Source organism: Bacillus sp. FSL K6-2819 (genome assembly GCF_038008305.1).
Lineage (GTDB): Bacteria > Bacillota > Bacilli > Bacillales > Bacillaceae > Bacillus > Bacillus amyloliquefaciens.
Map to the genome: position 1 here is coordinate 2,593,760 of NZ_JBBOYV010000001.1, position 25,378 is coordinate 2,619,137.

General features: G+C 46.2%; 25 protein-coding genes. 4 read left to right on the top strand and 21 right to left on the bottom strand.

Going from position 1 to position 25,378, the window contains the following annotated elements; all coding sequences use genetic code 11:
* Nucleotides 1-11 precede the first annotated feature (11 nt).
* From MHH91_RS13560 to MHH91_RS13570, 3 genes are all read right to left on the bottom strand, one after another.
* Nucleotides 12-929 (bottom strand): MBL fold metallo-hydrolase, encoded by a 918-nt coding sequence (locus MHH91_RS13560; protein ID WP_014472125.1) that lies wholly within the window; start codon nt 927-929, stop codon nt 12-14.
* A 46-nt stretch (nt 930-975) separates the two neighbouring features.
* Nucleotides 976-1,458, bottom strand: coding sequence for a Cys-tRNA(Pro) deacylase (ybaK, locus tag MHH91_RS13565; protein WP_014470736.1), 483 nt, complete (start codon nt 1,456-1,458; stop codon nt 976-978).
* 393 nt (nt 1,459-1,851) lie between these two features.
* Nucleotides 1,852-2,751: a LysR family transcriptional regulator gene (locus MHH91_RS13570; protein WP_014470737.1), complete on the bottom strand. Its 900-nt coding sequence runs from the start codon at nt 2,749-2,751 to the stop codon at nt 1,852-1,854.
* A 123-nt stretch (nt 2,752-2,874) separates the two neighbouring features.
* Between MHH91_RS13570 and MHH91_RS13575 the strand changes: the two genes are divergently transcribed.
* Complete coding sequence (locus MHH91_RS13575; RefSeq protein WP_014470738.1) at nt 2,875-4,080, top strand: MFS transporter; 1,206 nt, start codon at nt 2,875-2,877, stop codon at nt 4,078-4,080.
* Between the two features lie 155 nt (nt 4,081-4,235).
* On the opposite strand, the gene MHH91_RS13580 is transcribed toward MHH91_RS13575, so the two are convergent.
* From MHH91_RS13580 to MHH91_RS13610, 7 genes are all read right to left on the bottom strand, one after another.
* Nucleotides 4,236-7,397 (bottom strand): bifunctional cytochrome P450/NADPH--P450 reductase, encoded by a 3,162-nt coding sequence (locus MHH91_RS13580; protein WP_014470739.1) that lies wholly within the window; start codon nt 7,395-7,397, stop codon nt 4,236-4,238.
* A 27-nt stretch (nt 7,398-7,424) separates the two neighbouring features.
* Nucleotides 7,425-7,991 (bottom strand): TetR/AcrR family transcriptional regulator, encoded by a 567-nt coding sequence (locus MHH91_RS13585; protein ID WP_014472129.1) that lies wholly within the window; start codon nt 7,989-7,991, stop codon nt 7,425-7,427.
* A 205-nt stretch (nt 7,992-8,196) separates the two neighbouring features.
* Entirely contained in the window at nt 8,197-8,736 is a 540-nt protein-coding gene (locus MHH91_RS13590) for a class I SAM-dependent methyltransferase (RefSeq protein ID WP_014470741.1), read from the bottom strand.
* A 172-nt stretch (nt 8,737-8,908) separates the two neighbouring features.
* Nucleotides 8,909-9,064, bottom strand: coding sequence for a hypothetical protein (locus MHH91_RS13595; protein ID WP_007408227.1), 156 nt, complete (start codon nt 9,062-9,064; stop codon nt 8,909-8,911).
* 169 nt (nt 9,065-9,233) lie between these two features.
* Entirely contained in the window at nt 9,234-9,374 is a 141-nt protein-coding gene (locus MHH91_RS13600) for a YrzI family small protein (RefSeq protein ID WP_003152787.1), read from the bottom strand.
* 389 nt (nt 9,375-9,763) lie between these two features.
* Complete coding sequence (locus MHH91_RS13605; RefSeq protein WP_014470742.1) at nt 9,764-10,564, bottom strand: formate/nitrite transporter family protein; 801 nt, start codon at nt 10,562-10,564, stop codon at nt 9,764-9,766.
* Between the two features lie 264 nt (nt 10,565-10,828).
* Nucleotides 10,829-11,197, bottom strand: coding sequence for a DUF2294 domain-containing protein (locus MHH91_RS13610; protein ID WP_014470743.1), 369 nt, complete (start codon nt 11,195-11,197; stop codon nt 10,829-10,831).
* 306 nt (nt 11,198-11,503) lie between these two features.
* On the opposite strand from MHH91_RS13610, the gene fdhF reads away from it, so the two are divergent.
* Entirely contained in the window at nt 11,504-14,446 is a 2,943-nt protein-coding gene (gene fdhF / locus MHH91_RS13615) for a formate dehydrogenase subunit alpha (RefSeq protein ID WP_014470744.1), read from the top strand.
* Nucleotides 14,447-14,463: 17 nt separating this feature from the next.
* Entirely contained in the window at nt 14,464-14,955 is a 492-nt protein-coding gene (locus MHH91_RS13620; protein ID WP_014470745.1) for a DUF1641 domain-containing protein, read from the top strand.
* Nucleotides 14,956-14,994: 39 nt separating this feature from the next.
* Here MHH91_RS13620 and MHH91_RS13625 read toward each other — a convergent pair whose 3' ends face one another.
* The 5 genes from MHH91_RS13625 to MHH91_RS13645 form a co-directional block, all read right to left on the bottom strand.
* Nucleotides 14,995-15,225 (bottom strand): YrhC family protein, encoded by a 231-nt coding sequence (locus tag MHH91_RS13625; protein ID WP_014470746.1) that lies wholly within the window; start codon nt 15,223-15,225, stop codon nt 14,995-14,997.
* Between the two features lie 83 nt (nt 15,226-15,308).
* Nucleotides 15,309-16,451, bottom strand: coding sequence for a bifunctional cystathionine gamma-lyase/homocysteine desulfhydrase (locus tag MHH91_RS13630; RefSeq protein ID WP_014470747.1), 1,143 nt, complete (start codon nt 16,449-16,451; stop codon nt 15,309-15,311).
* A 1-nt stretch (nt 16,452) separates the two neighbouring features.
* Nucleotides 16,453-17,376: an O-acetylserine dependent cystathionine beta-synthase gene (locus MHH91_RS13635; protein WP_014470748.1), complete on the bottom strand. Its 924-nt coding sequence runs from the start codon at nt 17,374-17,376 to the stop codon at nt 16,453-16,455.
* Between the two features lie 45 nt (nt 17,377-17,421).
* Nucleotides 17,422-18,117 carry a 5'-methylthioadenosine/S-adenosylhomocysteine nucleosidase gene (mtnN, locus tag MHH91_RS13640; protein WP_014470749.1) on the bottom strand — a complete coding sequence of 232 codons (696 nt, stop codon included), beginning with the start codon at nt 18,115-18,117 and terminating at the stop codon, nt 17,422-17,424.
* A gap of 20 nt (nt 18,118-18,137) precedes the next feature.
* Nucleotides 18,138-18,779, bottom strand: a complete 642-nt coding sequence (locus MHH91_RS13645) for a class I SAM-dependent methyltransferase (RefSeq protein WP_014470750.1) — start codon at nt 18,777-18,779, stop codon at nt 18,138-18,140.
* A gap of 183 nt (nt 18,780-18,962) precedes the next feature.
* On the opposite strand from MHH91_RS13645, the gene MHH91_RS13650 reads away from it, so the two are divergent.
* On the top strand, nt 18,963-19,166 hold the full coding sequence (locus tag MHH91_RS13650) for a YrzA family protein (RefSeq protein ID WP_014470751.1): 204 nt from the start codon (nt 18,963-18,965) through the stop codon (nt 19,164-19,166).
* A gap of 39 nt (nt 19,167-19,205) precedes the next feature.
* On the opposite strand, the gene MHH91_RS13655 is transcribed toward MHH91_RS13650, so the two are convergent.
* The 6 genes from MHH91_RS13655 to MHH91_RS13680 all read right to left on the bottom strand — a co-directional run bounded on the left by MHH91_RS13655 (nt 19,206) and on the right by MHH91_RS13680 (nt 25,377).
* Nucleotides 19,206-19,922: a YrrS family protein gene (locus tag MHH91_RS13655; RefSeq protein WP_014470752.1), complete on the bottom strand. Its 717-nt coding sequence runs from the start codon at nt 19,920-19,922 to the stop codon at nt 19,206-19,208.
* A 69-nt stretch (nt 19,923-19,991) separates the two neighbouring features.
* Nucleotides 19,992-21,740 carry a peptidoglycan D,D-transpeptidase FtsI family protein gene (locus tag MHH91_RS13660; protein WP_038462948.1) on the bottom strand — a complete coding sequence of 583 codons (1,749 nt, stop codon included), beginning with the start codon at nt 21,738-21,740 and terminating at the stop codon, nt 19,992-19,994.
* Nucleotides 21,741-21,792: 52 nt separating this feature from the next.
* Complete coding sequence (gene greA / locus MHH91_RS13665) at nt 21,793-22,266, bottom strand: transcription elongation factor GreA (RefSeq protein ID WP_014470754.1); 474 nt, start codon at nt 22,264-22,266, stop codon at nt 21,793-21,795.
* 253 nt (nt 22,267-22,519) lie between these two features.
* Nucleotides 22,520-23,155, bottom strand: coding sequence for a uridine kinase (gene udk / locus MHH91_RS13670; protein ID WP_003152763.1), 636 nt, complete (start codon nt 23,153-23,155; stop codon nt 22,520-22,522).
* A gap of 6 nt (nt 23,156-23,161) precedes the next feature.
* Nucleotides 23,162-24,430, bottom strand: a complete 1,269-nt coding sequence (locus MHH91_RS13675) for a peptidase U32 family protein (RefSeq protein ID WP_014470755.1) — start codon at nt 24,428-24,430, stop codon at nt 23,162-23,164.
* Nucleotides 24,431-24,447: 17 nt separating this feature from the next.
* On the bottom strand, nt 24,448-25,377 hold the full coding sequence (locus MHH91_RS13680) for a peptidase U32 family protein (protein WP_014470756.1): 930 nt from the start codon (nt 25,375-25,377) through the stop codon (nt 24,448-24,450).
* Nucleotide 25,378: the final 1 nt, after the last annotated feature.

Sequence of the window (25,378 nt, forward strand, 5' to 3'; positions counted from 1 at the left end):
AAAATCTGCTGTTACAGCCAAAATGTTTCTCCGAGCGCTAATGCTTTCAGCTTTTGCGGATGTAACGCAAGACGGGTCCATTCCCTGTGCAGTCTGCTTAATGCTTCCGGTCCTGTATCATCAGCAAGCCGGAATGCTCCGTAATGCATGGGAATGAAGCTGTCAGCCTTCAGCTCCAAAAACGCTTTCACGGCGTCTTCCGGATTGATATGTGACACTTTCATAAACCATTCCGGTTCGTACGCTCCGATCGGCATCAGAGCCGCCTTAATATGAAACCTTTCTCCGATTTCTTTGAAACCATCGAAATAGCCTGTATCTCCTGCAAAATAGATGGATTCGCCGTTTTCGCTTTCAATGACCCACCCTCCCCAATGAGAGGTATCGGTATCCCAGAGCGTTCTCCGTGTCCAGTGCTGGGCCGGAACAAATGATATGTTCACTCCCCGCACCTCAAAACGATCCCACCAATTCATTTCATAGACCTTTTTGCAGCCTTTTTTTAACAACAGCTTTTTCAGTCCCGCTGGCACGTAAAAATCCGGGTTTCCTCGCAGTTTTTTTATACTCGGAAAATCAAGATGGTCATAATGCCCGTGTGAAATGAGCACGGCATCAATATCAGGCAGTTCGCTCAACTCATATCCCGGCTCTGTCAGCCGTTTTTGAAAACCCTTCCGCCGCGCCCATACAGGGTCGGTCATGATGTTAAGCCCCTGTGTTTGGATCAGAAATGAGGAATGGCCGATCCATGTAATGGCCGTTTCCGTGCGATTGACGGCAACCTCGTGAACATCCCTATTGGCCGCTTTCGGAATGTGCTCGCTTAAATCTTTTATTTTCTCTCTTCGTTCTTTCATCCATCTCAACATGTCCCTGAATCCATTTTCATTCTTCACGCCATTCAAGTTTTCGTATCTTTTTTTCATTATCATTCTCCCTTGAAACGTGTATTTCACTGGATTTATCGGGCATTTATACAATATCTGCAAATGCTGCCCGGCTTGCTTCGGCTAAATGTTGAGGCGCTAATTTCAGCTGCATTCCGATTTTCCCCGCACTGACAATCATAAACTCCAGTGTTTCGGAGGATTTATCAATAAAAGTCGGAAACCATTTTTTCATGCCGATCGGGGAGCAGCCGCCTCGCATATAGCCGGTCACGCCTAAAAGGTCCTTCACGGCAATCATTTCCACTTTCTTCTCACCCACTGCCTTTGCAGCCTTTTTCAGATCCAGTTCTTTTGAAACGGGAACAACAAAAACGTAATAACGTTCTGTTCCTGCCGAGGCCACTAAGGTTTTATAAACATTTTCGGCAGAATATCCGATTTTCTCCGAAACGGAAAGGCCGTCTGCGGGCTGTCCCCCTTCTGTTTTGTAACCTAAAAGCTCATAGGGAATGTTTTGCTGTTCAATGATACGGACAGCATTTGTTTTAACCGTTTTTTTCGCCATGGTGTTCCTCCGTTATCCGTATTTCTTTCTGCTTTATATCAATAGTAACACCAGTTTCGTCACCTCTTCTACTGACACGTATTTGCAATGCTGGATTTTCAGAAGAAAGATGTTACAAAGGTAGTGAATGATCATTCGCTCAAAAAGAAGGGATTCTCTTTGCTGTTTTAAAAAAAGAATGCTTTTGGGAAGATCAATGACATTCATTTGGCTAACGGGCCGATACAGTTTCTGTCGGTGAAATGGAATGTGTACAGTTGATTTATATGTAAGCACAAAAACAAAGGCAGGGATGCCGGCTGAAGAACTTCATCAGCAGCTGTTTCCCTGCAAGTATCCCATTACATTTTTTTCGAAGGGCAATGGGATTTAAAGCATATTGTGACTTCGATTTTACGAGACTGACGGCGCATTTCGTGTTTTGTAATACTCAAGTGCAAACTGTTTAAAACGCTCCGCAGCCGGAGAGAGATCATGGTTTTTTAACTGGGCTAACGCAATGGTGCGTTCGCATTGGTAATCTGCCACCGGAAGAAAAACGACCGGAAAATATTGATGCTCCGCGGTTTTCGGCAGCACTGCAGCTCCAAGGCCGGCGGCGGTCAGCCCTAATATGGTCGATACTTCCTCCCCTTCAAATGCGAGATGCGGGTGTATATTCAAATCCCGGCACATCAGATCAAACATATACCTCAGCCCGTATCCCGGTTTAAATCCGACAAAATCCTCGTCCTGCATTTCTTTCATTTGAATGCTTTTTTTCCCTGCAAGCGGGTGAGTTTCAGGAAGCACCGCATAAAGAGGCTCTTTCTCCAGCACCGTCCATTGTAAAAGCTCGCTGGGAAGCGGCGGTGAGCTGAGACAGATATCCGCATCTCCCGTTTCCACCATTTTGCGAAGCGTTTCATTTGCGCCTTGGTAGAGCCTGAAAGTCACGTTTGGATATTGCTTTTTAAATTCGGCAATCAGCTGAGGCATTAAGCGCAAACCGAGCGTATGAAGAAATGATACGGATATTTCGCCGTGCTCCAGGCTCATATTCTTTTTCACTTGTTCAACGCCTTCATTTAAAGCGCGTCTCGCTTGTTTTGCTTTTAGTAAGAACTGCTCTCCGTGCCTTGTCAGCCGGACTGCTTTCGTCTCTCTGTAAAATAACGGCGCGCCTAATTCTTCTTCGAGCCTGATAATCGATCGGCTTAATGCCGGCTGAGAAATCATCCTTTCTTTGGCCGCATTTGTGAAATGCTGATGTTTTGCCGCCGCAATGAAGTTGTCAATTTGATGAAGCTCCATTTCTCCTTCTCCCCTTCTTTCATAACCTACACGCATTAATTCCATAGTTATTATAAATTAGACACATTGAAATGAAAAGCGTACGATACATATATAACCAACAGTGAGAAAAGAGGGACATTCATGACGTTTATACAGCCTCATACAAAGGCTTACAGAAAGGCCAGCCTGGCTCTGTTTATCAGCGGCTTCGTGACATTCGCCACCCTTTACACGACACAGCCGCTTTTGCCTTTGTTTTCGGAAGAGTTTCATATTTCCGCTGCGGCTGCGAGCTTAACTTTATCCATCTCAACAGCCGTTTTGGCATTTTCATTATTGGCCGCCGCTTCGTTATCTGACGATTTCGGCAGAAAAAAATTAATGGTGCTTTCATTAACAGCCACTTCTGTTTTAGGTCTGTTAACAGCATTCAGTCCGGCTTTTCCGGCGCTTTTGGCGATGAGGGGTCTGCTCGGTATTTTTCTGGCGGGCGTTCCGGCTGTCGCCATGACGTATGTAGGCGAGGAGTTTGATCCGAAGGGCCTCGGGAAAATGATGGGCCTGTATATCAGCGGCACAAGCATCGGAGGAATGAGCGGCAGGCTGTTAACGGGGCTTCTGACCGATTTATTCGGCTGGCGGCCGGCGCTTGCCATCATCGGTATTCTTTCTATTGTATTAAGCTATTTGTTTTGGCGCTTGCTTCCGGCTCCGCGTCATTCATCTCAGCGGCATGCGGGCTTAAAAGCGGCATGTAAGGAATACGGAGCTGTCATACACCGTAAACGGCTGCTTTTGTTAATTTCTCTGGGGTTTATATTAATGGGGAGTTTTGTCACATTATATAATTATATCGGTTTTCATTTAATGGCCGCTCCTTATCATTTGTCGCAGACTGTGATCGGTTTTATTTTTATTGTCTACCTCGCGGGAACGTTCAGCTCAGTCTATATGGGGAAAAAAGCGGACCTTTACGGAAGCGCAAAAATGATAAAGATTGCGATTTTTGTTATGCTGGCCGGCGCAGCGGTGACACTTCTGCCTCAGCTTGCACTTAAAATCGCGGGGATTGCCGTCTTTACCTTCGGGTTCTTCGGCGCACATTCGATTGCAAGCGCCTGGGTCGGCCGCGCAGCCGGTAACCATCGCGCACAAGCCTCTTCATTATATCTGCTTGCATATTATATCGGTTCAAGCGTGGCTGGTTCTTGCGGCGGTTTCTTTTGGACGCATTTTCATTGGATCGGCATCATTTCTTTTATTTCGGTTTTATTGCTGTTGTCTTATCCGGTTTTATTTTTGGCGGAATTAAAAAAAAGAAAACATAGCCGCCTGCATATAAATTAATAAAAACATTAAATGTTTGTGTCTTTTGTCCGATAATAAAAATAAGGCCGGCACGATACTCCCTATAACTATTCCTTTTGATTCAGTAGATTTCAAATATCGTGCCGGCTTTCTTCCATTATATGACGGTCATCAGTTGTGACCTCACGCTTCTGTTACACACCTGCCCACACATCTTTCGCATATCTTCCTTCCGCCTGCAGCTGTTCAAGCCAACTCAAGGAAACTTTCGAATCAGTGTTATGCACCTTTTCATACGCCTGCAGCAGGACATTTTCCACGGCCGGAGCCATTTTGCTTCCGTCACCGCATATATAGAGATGGCCGCCTTGGTCAAGAAGCGCAATAATCTGTGCGGCCTCACGAAGCAGGACATCCTGTACGTATACTTTACAGTCCTGATCTAACCTTGAATACGCCCGATGCACGGTGACAAGGCCTGTTTTCTCCGCCTGATCGAATTCATCTTTGTAGAGATCATCTTCTTCAGGATGTCTGCAGCCAAAGTATAAATGAGCTTCCCCCAGGCTGTTACCGGACATTTTTTCGGCAGCCCGCGCCTGGATAAATCCCCTGAACGGCGCGATTCCAGTGCCCGCTCCGACCATAATGAGAGGCGTTTTCGTATTTTCAGGCAGTGCAAAACCGGATTGCGGTGAGCGGATGAAACAGACGGCATGATCGCCATTCTGTAATCCGGCTAAGTAGTTCGAAGCAACACCGCGATATTCTCCCCGGCCGCTCCAAGCCGGAGCCGTTACAACGCCGACTGTGATACTGAGTTCCCCGCTGTTTGCCTTCGGTGAGCTTGAGATTGAATAATAGCGCGCCTTTAAGGACGGCAAAAGTTCTAAAAAGCGCTCGAACGGCAATTCACATGCCGGATAATCTTCCAGCAGATCCAGCATGGTCATTCGTTTTTTCAGCACGTTTTCTTTATATGCCGTTTCATCAGAATAAAGATGCTCCAATTCTTTTTGGTGCGGCGGGCACACGGTATGTGCGGCAAGTTCTCGAAGCTGGGCTCTCGTGGCCGGTTCCTGCAGTTCTACATATGACGCCAAAAGCTCCAGTGCATTAACCGGCCGGTCCATCGGCAGATGAGGTAAATGCCGTCCGCTGATTTTAAAGTGCTGATTCGGATCGAGAGCGAACCGGTGAATGACGCGGCTGATCAGTTCCCCGCTGTTTTGCGGAAGCACCCCGAGATGGTCTCCTTCCTGATAAGTTTCTGTTTCCGGGAGACGCAGCTCAATGTGCCGGACTGATCGCGTGCTGCTTTCGGTATGAAGCTCTTTGTTTGTGATGACTTCCGCCTCAAACGCTTTGTACGTTTTGGCAATCGGCGTCTCAGCTGCTTCACTTACATATTCTATTGATAGCTGTGATTTGTTTTGCTGTTCGGGAGCGGCTTCTATATGAAAAGCCTTGATGATGTCCTGCCAAAATGAATCTTCCCAAGCTTCCTGACTGTACTCAAAATCATCGGCATTGTCACCCTCTCCGATAGAGGTAAGCCGTGTTGCTCCTTTTTCTTCAAGCACTTTGTCTATAAGACGGGGAATCTTCTGGTAGGTGGCGGCCCAATTGCGGTCTCCGCAGCCGAAGACGGCGTAAGAAACACCCTTTAATTCCTGATCTTCAAGAGTTTCCATCCACTTGACAAAACCCGCCGCGTTATCAGGCGGCGCCCCGTTGTAAGAAGCCGTTACAATCACGACAGCGCCTTTTACAGGCAATTTCCCGGCATAATCATCGAGCGGCCCGGTTTCAGTTGAAAAGCCTTTGCTTCTTCCGATGTCAGCCAGCTCTTCCGCAATTCCTTCCGCAGTTCCTAAATTTGATCCGTAAAGGATGAGAAGCGGGGTTCCGTGGGACGGTATTTCTTTCGTTTCTTCTTTGTGATCGCTTCCTTCAGCTTTATGGTTCTGTGCGGTCTGCCGATTGGACACGTCCTTGTTTTTCACCCGGATTTTAAAATCGCCGGGCTTAATGGTTAAAGCTTCTTTAATCGTAAGCTCATAATCAGAATGATCAATCAGTTCAAAATGCTTAAGGACAAGACCGAGCACCATCGTCGCTTCCTGAAGGGCAAACTGCATCCCGATGCAGGCGCGCTGTCCGTTTCCGAACGGCTTATACGCATCAGCCGGAATGGCCGCGGGATCACTGAACCTTTCAGGGCGGAATAACTCGGCATCTTCTCCCCACGCGCTTTTATCACGGTGCAGCTGCGGAGTCAGAATCGTCACGGGCTGTCCTTTCTCAATCGGATATTTCCCGCCGAGAACCGTATCTTCCTTCGCGTACAGAGAAAATGCCGGGGCAGTCGGATAAAGCCGCAATGTTTCGTTTAACACCATGCGGATATAGGTCAGCTGCTGAATCTGCTTATATTCAGGGGTTTCTCCCGTCAGCACCCGTTCGGCTTCCTGAACGGCTTTTTCCAATTTATCTTTATTTTTCAGCAGGCAGTATATCGCAAAAGAAAGCAGCCCGCTTGTCGTTTCATGCCCAGCGATCAAAAAGGTAATAATTTGATAGCGGATATTTTCATCATCCAGCCTTTCACCCGTTACAGGGTCTTTGGCTTCAAGCATCAATGCCAAAAGATCAGACAGATTCTCATCCGGATTTTCCCTCCGCTCAGCAATGATCCGGTCTACAAGCGCATTCATCTCTTCAATATCCTGCTGGAACTGATGTCTCGTTTTGATCATCAGCTTGTCCTGCAGGCTGTGCCGTTGAGATTGGCGCATGGCCTCCTGCAGCGCACGAAGCATGCTTGTGATAAAAGGATGCTGTGTGTCGCGGTAAAAGCTGTTAAAGCGGTAATGAAATCCGCACAGGCCGATGGTATCCAGCGTCAGGCGCGTCATATCTTCAGCGACGTCAATTTCTTCATTCGGATTTAATCTGCTCCACTTCTGCACGAGCTGCATGGCAATATCAAGCATCATTGAATGATAGCCTTTCATTGCTTTCTGACTGAAGCTCGGCAATAAAATCCGATGCGCTTTCTGCCAATTCTTTTCGTTTGTCCAGCTCGTAAATAATCCGTCACCGCCAAATTCACGGACTTTCAGCAAAGCTTTGCCGAGGTTTTTGTCAAATCGCTTCTCATCACAGACTTCTGCTGCGAGCTCGCGGCCTGATACGAAGACCCCGACAGAGCTCGGGAATTCAAAACGAAAGATCGGGCCGTATTCCTCCGCTATTTTCCAAAGCGATTGTGAAAGCTTTTCTTTTTCCAAGTGAGGGAGATTTTTCAGAGGGCCGTATGTTTTCGGCTGCGGTATTGCGCTTAGCTGTTTCATATAGATCTTCCTTCCTTCGGCGAATAATTAATGAGTTCTGATGGCATCCCAAGAGCATTGCTCCAATTCTTTCAGAAACGGTTTCGTTATCTCGACGCTTCCCGCCCGGACAAGCTGATAGAGTTTAAGATATGCCCCGAGCAAAATCGCCATCAGCACATTGGACGGCAGGCTGCGGAGCACGCCTTCAGACTTGCCGCGCTGAAAAAAGACGTCAAGCATCTGTGTTAATTCATCAAGAAGCTTACGGCTCGTTTCATTCAGAAAGTAGGCGTCCTTATTCGTTTCAAGAAAAAACAATGCATACTCGCTTTCCTCTGTAAAATCAATCAGACAATAAAAAAGATGATGAAACCCTTCTCTTACAGATATTTTTGAAAAATCGGTTTTGACCTTTTTCATAAAACGCTGGGCGCTTTCCTGATACAGCACATTTACAAGTGATTCTTTACTGTCAAAGTAACGGTAAATGGTGCCGGTTCCGACATCCGCCTGAGCGGCAATCATCGGAATTGTCGTCGCGTCAAATCCTCTTTCGGTAAACAAAGTAAGCGACGCTTTCATAATGAGTTCAACCTTGTTTGAAGCTGTCATCCAATCCCCTTTCAAAAGCGGAATGAATATTCATTCCGTTTGTTCAAATTTTAAAATGTACGGACATCTGATAACCATTGTATAAGAAAAAAACTTTTTTTAATATAAAATATGTGTGAAATAACCGAAAATAAGGAAAAATGCCCAATTTAACAAAAAGAGCTGCAGTGACTTAAGCAGCTCTTTTTATTTCCCGAGAAATATTCTATTTAATGGCAGTAATAAAATGGAATGAATCTCTGCTGACAACTGAAATGTCTCTGAAATGCTGATCACGCAGCACCTGAATCACATCATTTTCACTCATCCGCGAAGGCTTCAAAACGATGTAAAAACACCCGTCAATCTGAAGAACGCGGTACACTTCTTTACATGCAATCCGGTAATCGCTGACTGTTTCAGCAGTATGTAAAGAGAAGACTTTATGAAAGCTGCGGTCGTGGAACGGAATGCTTTCAGGCCGCCCCTGCTGAATGTTTCCGAGCCCGGCCTTAATGGCCGAACGGTTTGCGCGCTGTGTTTTCCGTATTTTACGTTTAGATCTTTCTATACTTTTAAGACTGCCCTTTTCAAGCTGTCCGATGATTTGTTTAAACATTGAGCCGTTTCCTGTTCCGATTTCCAGAATGCGGTCGTATTCCTGTATATCCATCATGATTTGTCGAATGACCGGTTGTGCCGGTTCTGATTTAGCAAAGTATTTCGCGCGCATTCGTTTTAATGCTGAAGATGTATGTTGCAACATTGTATAACACCCGCTTTTCTATTCCTGTGATTTATTATTCAGAAATAATATTACCTCCTATTAGTACGAGGTGCTAACTAGACGCAGTTCTCTTCATCAACGTTTCGATTTATTTGAAATTTATTTTAGATTTCATAAAAAAAAGACGGAAAACGTATGTTTTCCGTCTGCTCTAGTACCAATAATACGGTGCGATATATCTTGTCTGCCGGGAAAGGGCCGCCATTCTCTGACGGCGGTACGGGTTGCCGTAGCCGTGTTTAAATGAATGGGGCATTGACGCATACCCGTGTCCAATGGATGGAATTCTGTTCTGACCGCCCTGCATGCTATCACCCGCTTACCAGTTTTTCTTTACCATGGTATGCAGGCCGTCTGCGCCGTGACAGAAAAATTTTCGCTAAACCTGGTCCTTCTCCATAGTGTAATGATTCAGCAGTTCAATTCTGAACATGATGATCTCCTCCTTCTCCTCCATTTTGGCTCTTCGTGTTCATTCAGTTCATATAAAAATGTTTCAGCTGACGTTCTTTCGCTTCATTGTAAAACTCTTCGACCTGTTGTTCTCGTTCGTACTCTTCCGCACTTTTAAAACGCTTTGAAATGGTCAGTGTTAAAAAGAAAAGATTGATGGTCATTATCGCTCACCCCCTTTCAATATCCGCACAAGCGAAAATAACCCGCAGCAAACTTCAGATGCGCTGCGGGCAGACTAAATCCGCAGACAAAAGAAGCCGATGCTTCTTTCCCTGCGGGGAGCTGCGAATGTCCTGATACTCCGAAATTAACGTGCTTGACAGGCAGAGGTTAAGGAAGGACACGAACTCTTCCACAGGCTGAATCGATTCAATTTTGGATTTTGCTTACCGTTTAACATTGTCATGTGACTCAACCTCCCTTTGCTTTTTTCTTACTTTGTAAGTATATCCACCGACTTCCAATTTGTAAACATTTTTTTCAAGATTTGGACGGAAAATGTGCTTGAATTCCGCTATAATTGTCCATGTTTTCCGGCATCTTTCTTACCTCAGGACACTCTTTTCATTCCTTGTTTATTCTGATCCTTTTTTGAATATGCAATAAAATAAATAAGGCCGACAAACACTGCGCCGCCGATCACATTCCCGATAAAGGCCGGAATGAGATTAAGAATCAGATCCCCCCATGAAAAAGAGCCTGCAAAAATTGCGGCCGGAATGATAAACATATTCGCGACAACGTGCTGAAAACCAATTGCGACAAACGCCATTATCGGAAACCATATACCCGCGATTTTACCGGCTCCGTCTTCTGCGCCGAAAGAAAGCCAAACGGCTAAACAGACAAGCCAGTTGCAGCCAATCGCCGAAACAATGACTTTTCCAAACGGCATATCCAATTTGCCTTGTGCGACTGCAATCGTTTTTTCCAAATACGGGCCTGTTTCGGTTAATCCGACTATATGTCCGAAAAAGTAAGCGACAAACAGCGCGCCGACAAGATTCATCAGCGTCACGATGACCCAGTTTTTCACTAATGAACCGGCTGATATTCTTCTGGAAAACAGCGCCATGGATACTGACATCATATTTCCCGTAATCAGCTCCGCCCCGGCAAGAACGACGAGCACCAGTCCGACAGGAAACACGGCCGCGCCGATTAAACTCGACAAACTGCCCCATTCTTTCGGAAGATCTCCGATGACACGAATATCAAGCAAATAACCGAGCGCGATAAACGCTCCTCCCAAAAATCCTAGTACAACCAATGCTGAAAGCGGTGAATGCACTTTTTTTACCCCTGCTTCGACCGCAAGCTCCGCTATTTCGTCCGGTTTACGAAACGCCATAATAACCCCTCCATTTATCAATTCATCCGGCAGTTTCAAAAGGCGCCCAACAAAAAAGGCAGCATTCAAATAACCCGTCTGAAAACGGGGATTGAATGCTGCCTAACTTGTATGCATACCCATACAACAATATCAAGCAGAATAAAAATATGCGTTATAGAACATGTACAGATCATGCACACATTCCATAAAAAATCGTCCTTTAGCCACTGCTGGCAGTTCATATCATATCAAATGTGACAATTTCGTGTCAATTAAATATTATCAGTTCTTGATTTCTTCTTTATGCTCCTCAATGGAGCGGTCAAATACAAACACGGATACAGCAATATTTTCCTCTATTTTAATATCTGAAAACAGGTGCACGAGCTTTGCTCCGATAAGCTCTTCCATTCCGTCAGGCGTTTGTTTTGAATACAGCTCCTGAATTAAGCTGGTCCGCGCGGCGTGAACCATTTCCCTTCCTTCAGGCGTGCGTGCGATAAACTGCTCACTTGCGCTTAAATTGCCGTAAAGCGTAGATACCGCCATGTTATCTACAAAGACGGTGTGAATTCGTTCCGGCCCTTTTCCAAATAATTCTTTGCGCAATTTCCGGATAATATCGTTAAATTCATGAATCTTTTTAGACATATTGTCCCCCTCCGATTTTAGCCTATGAAAGACATTCCCGGTTCCCCTTTGTGACATTTCACCTGGTTAAAGTTTTCCTTTCGTATTGTATTATAATAAATATCACCTTATAATAAAAGCAGTGAAGATGGATTCGTAATAGGAAACGTGTTATGAGTCTATCGTTTTATACAGATAGGATTGGTCTGTTAGTAAGACTTGCTAGTGAACTATTCCGCCATGCGTATTTTTACCGATCTCCGGACAGGAGGCCGGTATCTATGTGCATGGCTTTTTTCGAGTTTAAAAGATGGAGGGGAATTGGAAGTGACAGACGTTCAGTCTATCCGTGTCAAAATTGACGGCACAGAGTATGAAGCACCAGAGGGGACTAAGATTTTAGATATTTTAAATCAAAACGGAATTGAGATTCCGCAAATATGCCATGTACCTGAAGTAGATCCGATTCAAACATGTGACACCTGTATTGTTGAAGTAAACGGGAAATTGCAGCGCTCTTGTTTTACGGCTGCAGAAAATGGAATGTCCATCTCGCTTACATCAGGTAGGGTAAAAGAAGCTCAGACGGAGGCCATGGACCGCCTGCTCGAGAATCACCTGCTTTACTGTACGGTATGCGATAACAACAACGGAAACTGCACACTGCATAATACAGCGGAAATGATGGGGATTGAGCATCAGAAATATCCGTATACGCCGAAAGACGATTCAAAGTGCGCGGTTGATATGTCTCATCCGTTTTACCGCTATGATCCGAACCAATGCATCGCCTGCGGCCAATGTGTTGAAGTGTGCCAAAACCTTCAGGTGAATGAAACTCTTTCAATTGATTGGGAGCGCGACCGCCCGCGGGTCATTTGGGACGAAGGCGTCGCCATTAATGAATCTTCCTGCGTCAGCTGCGGCCAGTGTGTCACTGTCTGCCCTTGTAACGCACTGATGGAAAAATCAATGCTCGGCCAAGCCGGTTTTATGACAGGAATCAAAGAAGATGTCATGGAACCGATGATTGATTTAGTGAAAAATGTTGAACCCGACTACACAAGCATCTTCGCCGTGTCAGAAGTAGAAGCGGCAATGCGCGATAAACGGACGAGAAAAACAAAAACCGTCTGCACGTTCTGCGGCGTCGGCTGCTCTTTTGAAGTATGGACAAAAGGACGTGACATCCTTAAAATTCAGCCTGTTTCCGATGCTCCGGTTAACGCGATTTCCACTTGTGTGAAAGGGAAATTCGGCTGGGACTTCGTGAATTCGGAAGAACGGATTACAAAACCGCTCATCCGGAAAAACGGCGCATTCGTTGAATCGTCATGGGAAGAGGCTCTTGACCTTGTCGCTTCAAGACTCGGCTCGATCAAGGCTGAGCATGGTAACGGTTCTGTCGGTTTTATTTCTTCTTCTAAAATTACGAATGAAGACAACTATGTCATCCAAAAATTAGCGCGCCAAGTATTTGAAACCAACAACGTGGATAACTGTTCACGCTACTGCCAGTCACCGGCAACGGACGGCTTATTCCGCACCGTCGGTATGGGCGGTGACGCCGGCACAATTAAAGATATCGCAAAAGCGGGCCTCGTGCTCATCGTCGGCGCCAATCCGGCGGAAGGACACCCGGTTCTCGCCACACGCGTGAAACGCGCGCATAAGCTGCACGGACAAAAATTAATTGTTGCCGATCTGCGCAGAAATGAAATGGCTGAACGGTCCGACCTCTTTATCAGCCCGAAACAAGGGACTGACCAGGTCTGGCTCATGGCAGTGACGAAATATATGATTGACCAAGGCTGGCATGACCAAGCGTTTATTGATGAAAACGTGAATTACTTTGATGATTATAAAGAAACGCTGAAAAAATATACATTAGAATACGCGGAGCGAATCACCGGACTTTCTCAAGATACGATCATCCGCATTGCCGAAATGATCCGTGATGCAGACGGCACTTGTGTTCTTTGGGGTATGGGCGTTACCCAAAATACAGGCGGGTCTGATACATCAGCGGCGATTTCCAACCTGCTGCTTGCCACAGGGAACTACCGCCGCCCGGGTGCCGGAGCTTATCCGCTGCGGGGACATAACAACGTTCAAGGCGCTTGCGATATGGGAACTTTGCCGGGCTGGCTTCCGGGATATCAGCATATTACCGATGATGCGGCACGGGCTAAATTCGAAAAAGCTTACGGTGTCGAAATTGACGGCAAGCCGGGCCTTGATAATATTGAAATGCTCCATGCGATTGAAGAAGGAAGCATGAAAGCCATGTATCTTGTCGGTGAAGACATGGCGCTCGTCGATTCAAACGCCAACCATGTTCATGACATTTTATCCAGCCTTGATTTCTTTGTTGTGCAGGATATTTTCCTTTCAAGAACGGCGCAATACGCGGATGTCATCCTGCCTGCGGTTCCATCTCTTGAAAAAGACGGAACATTTACAAACACAGAGCGGCGTGTGCAAAGATTGTATCAGGCGCTTCCGACACTTGGCGATGCAAAACCCGACTGGTGGATTATTCAGGAAGTAGCCAATCGTTTAGGCGCTGATTGGAATTACACGCACCCAAGCGATATTTTCTCAGAAATGGCGAGCCTTTCTCCGCTTTTCGGAAAAGCAAGCTACGACGTTCTTAGCGGCTGGAACAGCTTCCTATGGGGAAGCTTTACGGGAGAAAGCACTCCGCTTCTTTATGAAGACGGCTTTAACTTCCCTGACAAAAAGGCCCGTTTTGCGCTGAGCGACTGGGTGGAGCCTGCCGTATTCCCTGAAGAATATGACCTGCACATTAACAACGGGCGGATGCTTGAACATTTCCACGAAGGAAATATGACAAACAAATCGAAAGGCATACAGTCTAAAGTGCCTGACGTATTTGTTGAAGTATCGCCGGAGCTCGCAGCTGAACGAGGAATTTGCGACGGAACAATGATCCGTCTTGTCTCTCCTTTTGGAGCGGTTAAATTAAACGCGCTTGTAACAGACCGAGTCCGTGCAAACGAACTTTATCTGCCGATGAACTCTACAGATAAAGATTCGGCGATTAATTTCCTGACCGGGCCCGCGTATGATTCACGGACACATACGCCTGCCTATAAGCAGACAAAAGTCCGCATGGAAGTGCTCGGTTCCTGTGATACTCCGCCGCTTCCGAAAACGAATCCGCGGAACAAAAAACGCCACCCGCAAAACGGTGTGGAAGCGCAGCGAAAATGGAACCGTCCGGGCTATGTGCACTTAACTGATTAAGGAAAGGAGGAAGCATTATGGCAAGCCCAATTACTGAAATTCATAAAGAAACAAAAACAGAGGAACAGCTGAAAGCCGAAAAGCTGGAAGAGCTGAAGACGCTTCTTGCAGAAAATGAAGAAGCCGTCGCGAAAACGATGTCTATTATGGCAGAGCTGAATGGCTTGGGGATTTTTGATGCCGCCGGCTATATGCTCCAGGCGAAAGAGGAAATTGCCAAAATCGCACTCGGACAGATTTCCCGGGAACCTGTCACAAATCTTCTGAATACGATGATGGCCGCGGGAGGCGCGCTGTCAAAAGCCGATCCCGAATTTATGGGCAGACTTTTAGAGAGCGTCATGGCCGGAACGGATCAGGCGCAAAGCTTTTTAAAAGAAGACCGGAAAGTCAGTATGTTTGAACTGATGAAAGCCGCCGGTGACCCTGATATTAACCGCGCGCTCGGCTTCGGGCTGCAGTTTTTAAAAGGAATGGGAAAAGAATTACGAAAAACTCCAACTGAATAAGAAACGAAAAAAGCCATTGTCAAAAGACAATGGCTTTTTTTATTCATCGGCCTCGTCCAGCCTCTTTTTATAAATAAGTGAACGGTCAACGCAGAAATAAGCGCCCGCTAAAAATACACAATCGGTTACAAACATCAGCATTTTCTGGCCTGCAGTCAGCCCTTGTCCGGGAAGAACCGCGCCGATATAAATGAAGGTGCTGACTGCAAGCAGAATAAATGCGTAATGCTTAAAATCTTCTATTAATGATTTCAGTCTTTTCTTCTCCATATAAGGTCACCTGCCAGTTTTATAGTCTAACAACATTATAATATAAGCTGACAGCCGACAGAGAATGTAAATCTATCCAATCTTTATAAAAGTGAATCAAGCGCCTGTTTCACATCCGCCGTTAAATCCTCAGTGTCCTCAATACCGACTGAGATCCGTACGAGCCCGTCCGTAATGCCGAGTGCAAGCCGGCGGTCGCGCGGAATCGAAGCGTGTGTCATTCTGGACGGCACGGAGATTAGGCTTTCAACCGCTCCTAAGCTTTCCGCGATCGTAAACAGGTTCAATTTTTCTAAAAATGCGTCGACACGTTCGCTGCTGCCGATATCAAAGGAAATCATTCCGCCGAAACCGGAGCTTTGCGCTTTTGTCAGCTCATGGCCCGGGTGTTTCGGTGATCCCGGATAGTAGAGCGTCTGAACGGCATCATGCGCTTCAAGCAGCTCGGCGATCTTTCCGGCGCTGTGATTGATGGCGTCCATTCTGAGTCCAAGCGTTTTAATCCCTCTCATCAACAGCCATGAATCCTGCGGTCCTAAAACGCCGCCCGTTGAGTTTTGCACATAATGAAGCTTTTCGCCGAGCTCTTTATCAGCCGTTACGACTAAGCCGCCGACGACATCACTGTGGCCGCCAAGATATTTTGTCGCACTGTGCAGCACGATGTCAGCGCCGAAGCTGAGCGGCTGCTGGAAATACGGCGTATAAAACGTATTGTCGACAATGAGCAATACGCCCGCTTCTTTTGCGATGTCAGACATCAATTTGAGATCAGTCACTTTCAAAAGCGGATTTGTCGGTGTTTCGATATAAATGGCTTTCGTATTCGGACGGATGGCTTTTTGGACTTTTTCTTTACTGCTCGTATCCACAAAATCCGCTTCAATGCCGAAACGGTTCAGCACACCTGTCATCACCCGGTAAGTGCCGCCGTATACATCGTCCGTCAAAATAACATGATCCCCGCTGTCAAACAGCATCATGACGGCCGTAATCGCAGCCATTCCTGAGCCGAACGCATATCCCGCCGCGCCGCCTTCAAGCTCTGTAATTAAACTTTCAAGAGCCGTCCGCGTCGGATTGGCCGTTCTTGAGTATTCATAGCCCGTGTGCTCGCCCGCTTTCGGCTGCTGGTATGTGCTTACTTGATAAATCGGTACGGAAACCGCTCCGGTTTTTTCATCTCCCGTAATTCCTCCGTGCACCATCAGCGTTTTTTTCTTCATCTTACTGACCTCCTTGGAAAATATTCTTGCTTATATAACGATCGCTGCCATCAGGGAAAATAGTGACGATATTTGACCCGGCGGGCGCTTTTTTCGCTTCCTCAAGCGCCGCATACAGAGCCGCCCCTGATGAGCTGCCGATTAAGAGCCCTTCTTTTTCGGCCGCTTCTCTGACGAACGAAAATGCCTTATCGTCCTCTACTGTATAAATGGCGTCAAAATGGCTCTCGTCCATATAATCCGGGATAAACTCCATGCCGATGCCTTCTGTTTTATGGGCATGCGGTTCTCCGCCGTTCAGGATGGAGCCTTCCGGTTCAACGATAACCGTTTTGACGGCAGGATTTTTTTCTTTTAAATAAGCTGCCGTGCCGGCAAAGGTGCCGCCAGAACCCGCTCCGGCGACAAAAGCGTGGATATTGCCGCCGAGTGCGTTCCATATTTCAGGTCCGAGCGTTTTATAGTAAGTCAATGGATTTACTCGGTTTTTAAATTGCAAAACAGCATAAGAATTACTGATTTCTCTCTCCAGCTCAAGCGCTTTTCGGATGGCTCCCTGCATGCCTTCTTCTCTCGGCGTGTGCACGATGTCAGCTCCGAGTGCTTTCATAATCTGCTGCTTTTCCCTGCTGAAATGCTCCGGGACGCAAAAAACGGCGCGAAGCTGATGCTTTCTGGCGCACAGAGCGAGTCCGATTCCGGTGTTTCCGGCAGTCGCTTCAATGATAACGCCGCCCGCTTTTACTTTTCCCGTGCGAAGCGCATCCTCAATGAGCATCTCGCCCAGCCTGTCTTTAATGCTTCCGCCCGGATTCATCATCTCAAGCTTAGCATAAACCGCCGTTCCCTCCGGTATATCAAAATGCTTGAGGCGAAGCAGCGGTGTATTTCCGATCAGCTCTGTAATGTCTGTTATCACGTTCAACATACGTCCTCCCCCTGAAAGCGGGGGAGAACGAGAATCCCCCGCTTAGTGAATTCGTTTGATGACATTCAGGACAAGCTCAGTTGAATGAACGGCAGCCTGTTCTAAAAATTTATCAAATGAAACGTCAGATTCTTTTCCGGCAATGTCAGATAAAGCTCTGATGACAACAAAAGGCGTTTTGAACTGGTGGCACACCTGTGCGACAGCCGCCGCCTCCATCTCAACCGCGTACAAATCCGCAAACTTGGCGCGCACGTCTTCAACCCGCTTCGGATCATTCATAAAAGAATCTCCCGTTGCAATAGTGCCTTTGGCGACTTGAATGCCGTTCAGCTCAGAAACCGCTTCCTCAGTAATGCTGATCAGCTTTTCATCAGCTTTGTATGCTGCCGGAAGACCGGGCACCTGTCCGTATTCATAGTCAAACGCCGTCACATCCACGTCATGGTGGCTGACATCTGTTGAGATGACGACGTCGCCTACATTCAATGTATGATGAAATCCGCCCGCTGAGCCTGTGTTAATCACATAATCAGGTTTGAAACGGTCAAGCAGAAGCGTCGTGCTGATCGCCGCGTTGACTTTTCCGATGCCTGATTTGAGCAATATAACTTCGACGCCTTCATAGCTGCCCGTCGTAAACTCACAGTGCGCGATCATCTCTTGTTTTGCGTCTTTCAGTTTGCTTCTTAAAATCGTAACTTCCTCTTCCATTGCTCCGATGACTGCCAGTTTCATTTATACACAATCCCTTCGATTTACCGTTTAATCGCCTCCATTATCCAGACAAAGTCATTTTGCTGCGTAAATCGCGCGGCAAACCCCTCAGTTGAAAAGATGTTTTTCATTGTCCCGAGTGTCGGATAATGTTCCGTCTTTAAATCGTCCGCTAATTGATGATAGCCGTTTCGGCTTGCTTTTTTTATAGCTTCATCGTATGCTTCTTGATCTTTAAAGACGGTATCGGCAAACACTATTTTATCATGCTTCTGAAGAATTGTGCCATACTGCTTTACAGCCGTTTGCTTTTCTTCATCGGTTAAATGATGAAAGGCGTACGAGCTGACGATGGTATCTATTTGAAAAGGCGGAGCGGGAAACTCCAGAAAATCCCCGTCACTGAACACGGCTCTGTCAGAAAGCTTGTCAGCTGCCAGTTTTCTCATTGACGGAGACGGTTCTACACCAAACACCTTTTTTTTCGCGGCGGCTAATTTCGCCGTCAAATTCCCAGTGCCCGGTCCGAACTCTAAAACGTTTGAACCTGAAAGTGCGACGATGCTGTCCAGAATATTGTCATATCCTTTAAAAACATCGGCATATTGTTTGTCAGCCCCGTGCACCGTGGCGTCATAAGTCGCTGCCCAATCTTCGAATAAAGGAATAAATTCACGGCCCATATTTTTCACTCTCCATAATTTATAATTCCTATGAGTATAGTATGGATTAATCGTGGAACAGTTCCTATCCTATCACAAAAAAGAACGAAAGGGTACTAAAATACTCTGGGATTATTGCGCAATTACGGCAGAAAGGCTTATACTTTCATTGACTCAGAAGAAAAATCAGGAGGATCTGTACTGATGAACTTTCAATTGGATTTAATAAAAGATAAAGTAGAATTTTTCGAAGCGGCATCTTTGCAGGAGCTTGAAAAGAAAATAAACGTTCAGGTTGAAAACAACCAGGCGATTATGCTTCGCGTCCGTTCTGTATCTCATCAGGTGACGGCCGTTGACGGCAGAATCCTTTACAGCGCGTCGGTGCATTTTTCCGCTGACGTATGACAGAAAAAAGCAGCTGACTCTTCAGCTGCTTTTTTGCGGTTATTTTAATGTTTCTACTTTTGTCGGCTTCCAGCCTTTTTTGTCTTGCCAAGTGATGGTAACCTGATACTTTTTGCCGTTCGTTTTGTCTAAAATTTTACCCTTCGCATCTTGCGGGCTTCCATTGTTTCCGAGCCACAGCACTGTCATGTGATCTTTTGACACGCCGGTTGCGTAAGAGATGGCGTCGAGCATTTCAGACCAGTCTTCAGAGCTTGAATCATACGTCGCCGTATGTTCTCCCGTCTGCTTTGTGCCGACCGCTTTCCATTTTGAGTTAACAATTGTTTTATCGACATTGCTGGATGAGCCGCCCTCTGTTATTTCTGCTCCTTTAAAAGGATCGCTTGAATCAGAGTCTTTTTTGCTGCTGTCATCACTTTTAGATGAATCATCATCTTTTTTGCTGTCAGAGTCTGAAGATGAATCAGATGTGTTCTTATCCTGTTTATCTTTTTTGTCATCGTCTGACGCCGTATCTTTTTTGCTGTCTTTTATGTCTTCATCTGATGTCTGCTTCGTCTTGCCTGATGCAGGTGTTTCCTGCTTTTGGCTCGTGTCCGCTTTTTCGCTCACGTCGCTGGACGGGCTGTTGATGAAGAGGCTGACTGCAACGACGACAATAAGAATAGATACGATAGCAATTAAAATGTTAAGCACCATATTTGCTTTTCTGCGCTTATCACGGTTTTCAAAACGAGATTGTTTATTGCTCAATCATTCTGCACTCCTTTATCCCTCTTGCTCAGCATATATTTTAACATGGGCTGAGCGGTTGTTCTATGTCTAGTTTGTTTCATTTTCATGTACCTTTTTAACAATATCATAAAACACTGTATTTGTCAGAGCCTTATCCCCCGGCGTGTCCATGTGCAGCACCACGAGAGCGTATTTCGGCTTGTCCGCGGGAAAGTATCCCGCAAACCATTTGTGGTAAAGCGTCTGTTTTTCTTGTGTGAACATTCCCGTCTGGGCCGTTCCGGATTTGCCCGCCACCGCATACGGCAGATCCTGAAATCTCCTGCCGGTTCCTTTCGGTGAAGTAACGACTTCTCTGAGAATTTTTTGAAGCTGCTGCGCCGTATATTTATCGATGCTTTTCCCCTTCAGCGGCTGATCTTTGAATGACGCCATCGTCGTTCCATTTTTGTATTCGATTTTGTCTGCGATTTTGACTTGTTTTTTTTCACCGCCGCGTGCGATCGTTGCCATCATATTGGCGACTTCAAGAGGCGTGACTTTCACGTTTTTCTGCCCGATCGCCGTCTGTGCGACTGCTCTTTTTACGGTTTTGTCTTTGGCATCTCCCCAAATGACGCCGCTTTTTTCATTATACAATTGCCTGAATCCGTCTTCCCGGTACAGCTTGCCTTCCCAGCCCGCCCGCTGTGTGAGACCGAGCTTCTCCGCCATGTTTTCAATAACGGAGTCATCTTTTTTGACCAATTTTTCCGCAAGACTTGTAAACGTATAATTGCAGCTTTGGGCAAAGCTCTCTCCAAAACTGAGCGTGCCTTTGTCGTCACCCGGCTCTCCGTACAGGTTGAGACTGCAGTTAAAGGAAGTGCTCGGCTTCACTTCATTTTGTTCAATTGCGGCTGCGGCGATCACCGTTTTAAACACTGATCCCGGATATATCGGCGTCAGCATGTAATTTTGCAGAGTCTGCTGCTTTGACATGTCGGCGTCAGGCTTTGATACCATACCGAGCACACTGCTTTTTTCAATGTCTAAAAGGACGGCTCCCCCCTTTTTTAACCCGCGGTCTTTCAATACATCTTCCATTGCTTTTTGAATATTGCGGTCGATGGAGGTTTTGACTTGCAGCGGATAAAACGCGTTTGCTTCAGCCGTATATTTGACGTCCATTCCGAATAAAGGGTTTCCCCTTCCGTCGACATGATACAAAAGTTTTGTGTCCTGATCCGCTAGTAAAAACTCATCAAACGTCCGCTCCATCCCGCTTGTCCCGATTTTTGCCGTGATCGGCAGTTCCTTGCGGCCGGGGTATTTCTTTTTCAAAAGCTCCGGGTCCTGGTTTGTCGCGCCCAGCAGATGGGCGGCTATGTTTGTTTCTTTGCTGTCTTTCATATATACGCCGTAAATGCCGGGATATTTCAAAGAATTGATATTTGATACGGATTGTTTCGTCAGATGTTTGATTTTTTTGCTGTTTAGGATCACCGGTTTTTTCGCCTCCGTGAGCAGCTGCCTGAGCTCCTCCTGTTTCATTCCGAGAATGGCGGATACCCGGTCAACCGGCCAATCCTGAGTCACGAGAAAGGGAAACAGAACGACGGCCGGCTGCTTTTTTCCGGTCAGCTCTTCGCCGTTCCGATCAAGAAAAGAGCCGCGTCCGTCTGAAATAAGGACTTCTTCAGTCCGCTGCTTGACGCTTTCCTGAATCAGATTAATATTAGATTTTGAAAAAGATTCTGTAAAAAACAGCTGAATTTCAGCAAGTCTGGCAAGCAGAAAGAAAAATACGAGCAGAAAACAAATAACGGCCGCTTTCAGCCTTTTTGATACGATCATAAAAAACACCTCATCCACATTTTGGACGAGGTGTTTCATTGTTAAACGGATCTTATGAAATTTTCACAATTTTCACGAGCATTTCTCCGCCCGGCGTCTGAACTGTGACTTCTTCGTCCACTTTTCTGCCGAGCAGGCTTTTGGCGATTGGCGAGTCGTTTGAAATTTTCCCTTCAAACGGATCAGCTTCAGCGCTTCCGACAATCGTGTAAGATTCTTCTTCACCGTCAGGCAATTCGATGAATGATACGGTTTTTCCCAAACCGACAACATTTGAACCGCCGTCGTCCTCGATGATTTTCGCATTGCGGATCATGTTTTCAAGCGTCGTGATACGCCCTTCCACAAATGCCTGTTCTTCTTTTGCAGAATCATACTCAGAGTTCTCTGACAGATCCCCGAAGCTTCGTGCGATTTTAATGCGTTCTACTACTTCTTTACGTTTAACCGTTTTCAATTGCTCTAATTCTTGTTCAAGTTTTTGTTTTCCTTCTTGAGTCATCGGAAAAACTTTTTCTTGTGCCATGTTCCTTCACTCCTTGGTGGTTGTCCCTCAACAATAACGTGTGATTATGTATGAGAGCATAAACGAAAAAATCAAGAATGAGAACACAGGGCAGTCCTCGTTCTTCTCTCCCATATAGGTACTGTTTATCTTAAACTGAATGTGTGTTTTCTGCAAATGTTTCGGTTTATAAACAGGGAAAGAAGGGAACTGTCTCATTCCCTTCCAGCCTATACATAATATGGTCTGAGTTATTTATGTCTATGCTATGGTATTACAAAATTGCATTTTGTTCAAGGATCGTTTGAATCTTCGTGACCATCAGATCGATAGCGACGTGATTTTGGCCGCCTTCCGGAATAATGATGTCCGCGTAGCGTTTCGTCGGCTCAACAAACTGATTATGCATCGGCCTCACGACGGAGACATACTGCTCGATGACAGAATCAATAGAACGGCCTCTTTCGTTAATATCTCTCATAATCCGTCTGATGATACGGAGATCCGCGTCCGTGTCGACATAAAGTTTCATATCCATGAGGTCGCGAAGCCTTTTATCTTCAAGAACGAGAATGCCTTCAAGAATAATGACATCCTTCGGCTCGACCGGAATGGTTTCCTCAGAACGCGTATGCAGTTTATAATCATAAATCGGCTTTTCTATCGGCCGATAATTCAAAAGCTCTTGAATATGCTCGATTAAATAGTCATTATCAAATGCGAGCGGATGATCGTAGTTTGTGTTCAGCCTTTCTTCAAACGGAAGATGGCTTTGGTCTTTATAATAAAGGTCTTGCTGGATCATTAAAATCGAGTGTCCTTTAAACTGTTCGTAGATGGAACGTGTGACGCTTGTTTTTCCTGATCCGGAACCTCCTGCGATGCCTATAACTACAGGACTCTTACCCATTGGTGATTACTTCCCCTTTCTCATCATGTTGCTCGGATAAATCTTTTTGTCTACCTTAAATGTAACGATTTGCAGGGGATGGCGGGCAGCATCAAGCTCGTTTCCGTCTTCGTCCCAAATAGTGCCGATGGTGAATGTGAAATTATCGATTTCGGGACCGAAAAATTCCACTTCGTCACCTTGTTTAAAGAAATTGCGCTGCTGGAGCGTCACCATTTGAGTTTCCTCGTTATATGCGAGCACGAGACCGGCAAAATCAAATGTTGTTTTCTTTCCGTGTTCGCCGAACATCTGCTCTTCAAAACCGGGCGTGCCTTCAAAGAAAGCAGGCGCAGTATCCCGGTTTGCACATTTGTCCAGCTCATCAAGCCATTCTTTTTGAATGACAAAGTTTTCAGGATCAGCGCAGTATGCGTCGATGACTTTGCGATACACGCTGACAACCGTCGCCACGTAATGAATCGATTTCATCCGGCCTTCAATTTTCAGGCTGTCGATGCCCATCTCGATCATTTGCGGAATGGATTCAATCAATTTTAAATCTTTCGGGCTCATCGCAAATGGAGCGTCGTCTTCGCCGTAGAGCGCGACCGCGTTCGCACCGTCTGTCTGATACAGGTCATAATCCCAGCGGCAGGACTGACAGCAGCCGCCGCGGTTGGAATCACGGGCCGTCATGTGATTGCTCAGCACGCATCGGCCAGAATAAGCGATACACATGGCTCCATGGATAAAGGTTTCGATTTCAATATCCACCTTTTCCTTCATTTCTTTAATTTCCAGTCCGCTCGTTTCGCGGGCAAGCACCACGCGGTCAAGCCCTTCTTCTTTCCAGAACTGCACCGCTTTCCAGTTTGAAAGGGACTGCTGGGTGCTGAGATGAATTTCCACATCCGGGGCCACTCTCCGGCATGTTTCAATAATCAGCGGATCAGCGACGATAATTCCGGCAACTTTCGCGTCTCCCAACGCTTTTAAGTATTCTTCCAGACCGTCCATGTTTTCATTATGGGCAAAAATGTTTGTTGTCACATATATTTTCGCCCCGTATTTTTTGGCAAATTCTACGCCCTCTGCGATTTCTTCTATAGAGAAGTTATCCGCATTTGAGCGGAGTCCGTATTCCTGTCCTCCGATAAAAACCGCGTCCGCTCCGTAATGAACGGCAATTTTTAATTTTTCAAGGTTTCCTGCCGGAGCAAGGAGTTCAGGTTTTTTCGTAATGACGCGTTTTCCGTTTACGACTTTGGAAATGGTTTGATTTACGGCTGTCATCCGTTGCATCCTCCTTTTTAATAGACCGTTTCTTTAAAGAAGAATCCTGTGTCGATGCTTCTGTTCACAGGCTGAATGCTTTCAATCCGTTCTATCCAGCTCTCTTTTTTCTCTTCATATGTCTCCCGGCTGCCGAAGCACAGATCGATTGCTTCTCTGTACATGCGGGTTACTTCAATTAAGTATTCAGGAGACTTCAAGACTCCGTCGATTTTGAAAGAATCAATGCCGGCTTCCATCAGATCCTCTAACTCATCAATCATGCACACATCGTTCGGGCTCATGATGTGCGTGCCGTTTTCGTCTTCAAAAATCGGGTATTTATTGCCCCGTTCCTTGTCATGCAGAAACATGCCCGCTTCTTTTTTCTTCTGTTCGATGTCCATGACTTTTCCTTGGTATTCGAAGTAATGGCCCACTAACGAACGCTTGGATTGGAACATGCAGGTCATACCGTGGATTTGAATTTCAATTTCCACTTCGGCGTTTTCTTTTATGTCAATGATGCTGTCCATATTTAATTCCTTAGCCAGCACTGCACGCCGTGCGCCTTTGCGTCCCCAGTAATTGCAGGAATAGTAGTTGGTTCCCGTTGTTTCCGTGCTCCAGTGGAGTTTGAGCCCGGGAGCCGCTTCCCGCGCCGCCATTAAAACGGCCGGGTCGCCGAAAACAGCCGCATCAACGCCGGCTTCCTGCAAAAAGGCAAGATAGCCGTTCAGCTCGTCCACTTTTTCATTGTGAAAAATAGCATTGACAGCAGCGTACACTTTCGCACCTTCTTGGTGAGCTGTCTTTACGGCTTCTTTTATATCTTCTCTTGAAAATTCTCCGGCCAGTCTCAGGCCGTATCTTTGTTCTCCGACTAACAGCGCCGTTGCGCCCGCTTGAATGAGCGGAAGAATATCCTGTACGGAAGTCGGAGTCACCAAAAGTTCAGGTTTTTTCATG

Bases quoted from the DNA above. Each gene is read 5' to 3' on its own strand.
- MHH91_RS13680 (WP_014470756.1), bottom strand. From the start codon at position 25,377: ATGAAAAAACCTGAACTTTTGGTGACTCCGACTTCCGTACAGGATATT.
- MHH91_RS13600 (WP_003152787.1), bottom strand. From the start codon at position 9,374: ATGACCATCAATCTTTTCTTTTTAACACTGACCATTTCAAAGCGTTTT.
- MHH91_RS13620 (WP_014470745.1), top strand. From the start codon at position 14,464: ATGGCAAGCCCAATTACTGAAATTCATAAAGAAACAAAAACAGAGGAA.
- MHH91_RS13650 (WP_014470751.1), top strand. From the start codon at position 18,963: ATGAACTTTCAATTGGATTTAATAAAAGATAAAGTAGAATTTTTCGAA.
- MHH91_RS13630 (WP_014470747.1), bottom strand. From the start codon at position 16,451: ATGAAGAAAAAAACGCTGATGGTGCACGGAGGAATTACGGGAGATGAA.
- MHH91_RS13675 (WP_014470755.1), bottom strand. From the start codon at position 24,430: ATGACAGCCGTAAATCAAACCATTTCCAAAGTCGTAAACGGAAAACGC.
- greA (WP_014470754.1), bottom strand. From the start codon at position 22,266: ATGGCACAAGAAAAAGTTTTTCCGATGACTCAAGAAGGAAAACAAAAA.
- MHH91_RS13570 (WP_014470737.1), bottom strand. From the start codon at position 2,751: ATGGAGCTTCATCAAATTGACAACTTCATTGCGGCGGCAAAACATCAG.
- MHH91_RS13560 (WP_014472125.1), bottom strand. From the start codon at position 929: ATGAAAAAAAGATACGAAAACTTGAATGGCGTGAAGAATGAAAATGGA.
- MHH91_RS13590 (WP_014470741.1), bottom strand. From the start codon at position 8,736: ATGTTGCAACATACATCTTCAGCATTAAAACGAATGCGCGCGAAATAC.
- ybaK (WP_014470736.1), bottom strand. From the start codon at position 1,458: ATGGCGAAAAAAACGGTTAAAACAAATGCTGTCCGTATCATTGAACAG.
- MHH91_RS13660 (WP_038462948.1), bottom strand. From the start codon at position 21,740: ATGATCGTATCAAAAAGGCTGAAAGCGGCCGTTATTTGTTTTCTGCTC.
- MHH91_RS13645 (WP_014470750.1), bottom strand. From the start codon at position 18,779: ATGGGCCGTGAATTTATTCCTTTATTCGAAGATTGGGCAGCGACTTAT.
- mtnN (WP_014470749.1), bottom strand. From the start codon at position 18,117: ATGAAACTGGCAGTCATCGGAGCAATGGAAGAGGAAGTTACGATTTTA.
- MHH91_RS13580 (WP_014470739.1), bottom strand. From the start codon at position 7,397: ATGAAACAGCTAAGCGCAATACCGCAGCCGAAAACATACGGCCCTCTG.
- MHH91_RS13595 (WP_007408227.1), bottom strand. From the start codon at position 9,064: ATGCAGGGCGGTCAGAACAGAATTCCATCCATTGGACACGGGTATGCG.
- MHH91_RS13610 (WP_014470743.1), bottom strand. From the start codon at position 11,197: ATGTCTAAAAAGATTCATGAATTTAACGATATTATCCGGAAATTGCGC.
- udk (WP_003152763.1), bottom strand. From the start codon at position 23,155: ATGGGTAAGAGTCCTGTAGTTATAGGCATCGCAGGAGGTTCCGGATCA.
- MHH91_RS13585 (WP_014472129.1), bottom strand. From the start codon at position 7,991: ATGACAGCTTCAAACAAGGTTGAACTCATTATGAAAGCGTCGCTTACT.
- MHH91_RS13605 (WP_014470742.1), bottom strand. From the start codon at position 10,564: ATGGCGTTTCGTAAACCGGACGAAATAGCGGAGCTTGCGGTCGAAGCA.
- MHH91_RS13625 (WP_014470746.1), bottom strand. From the start codon at position 15,225: ATGGAGAAGAAAAGACTGAAATCATTAATAGAAGATTTTAAGCATTAC.
- MHH91_RS13575 (WP_014470738.1), top strand. From the start codon at position 2,875: ATGACGTTTATACAGCCTCATACAAAGGCTTACAGAAAGGCCAGCCTG.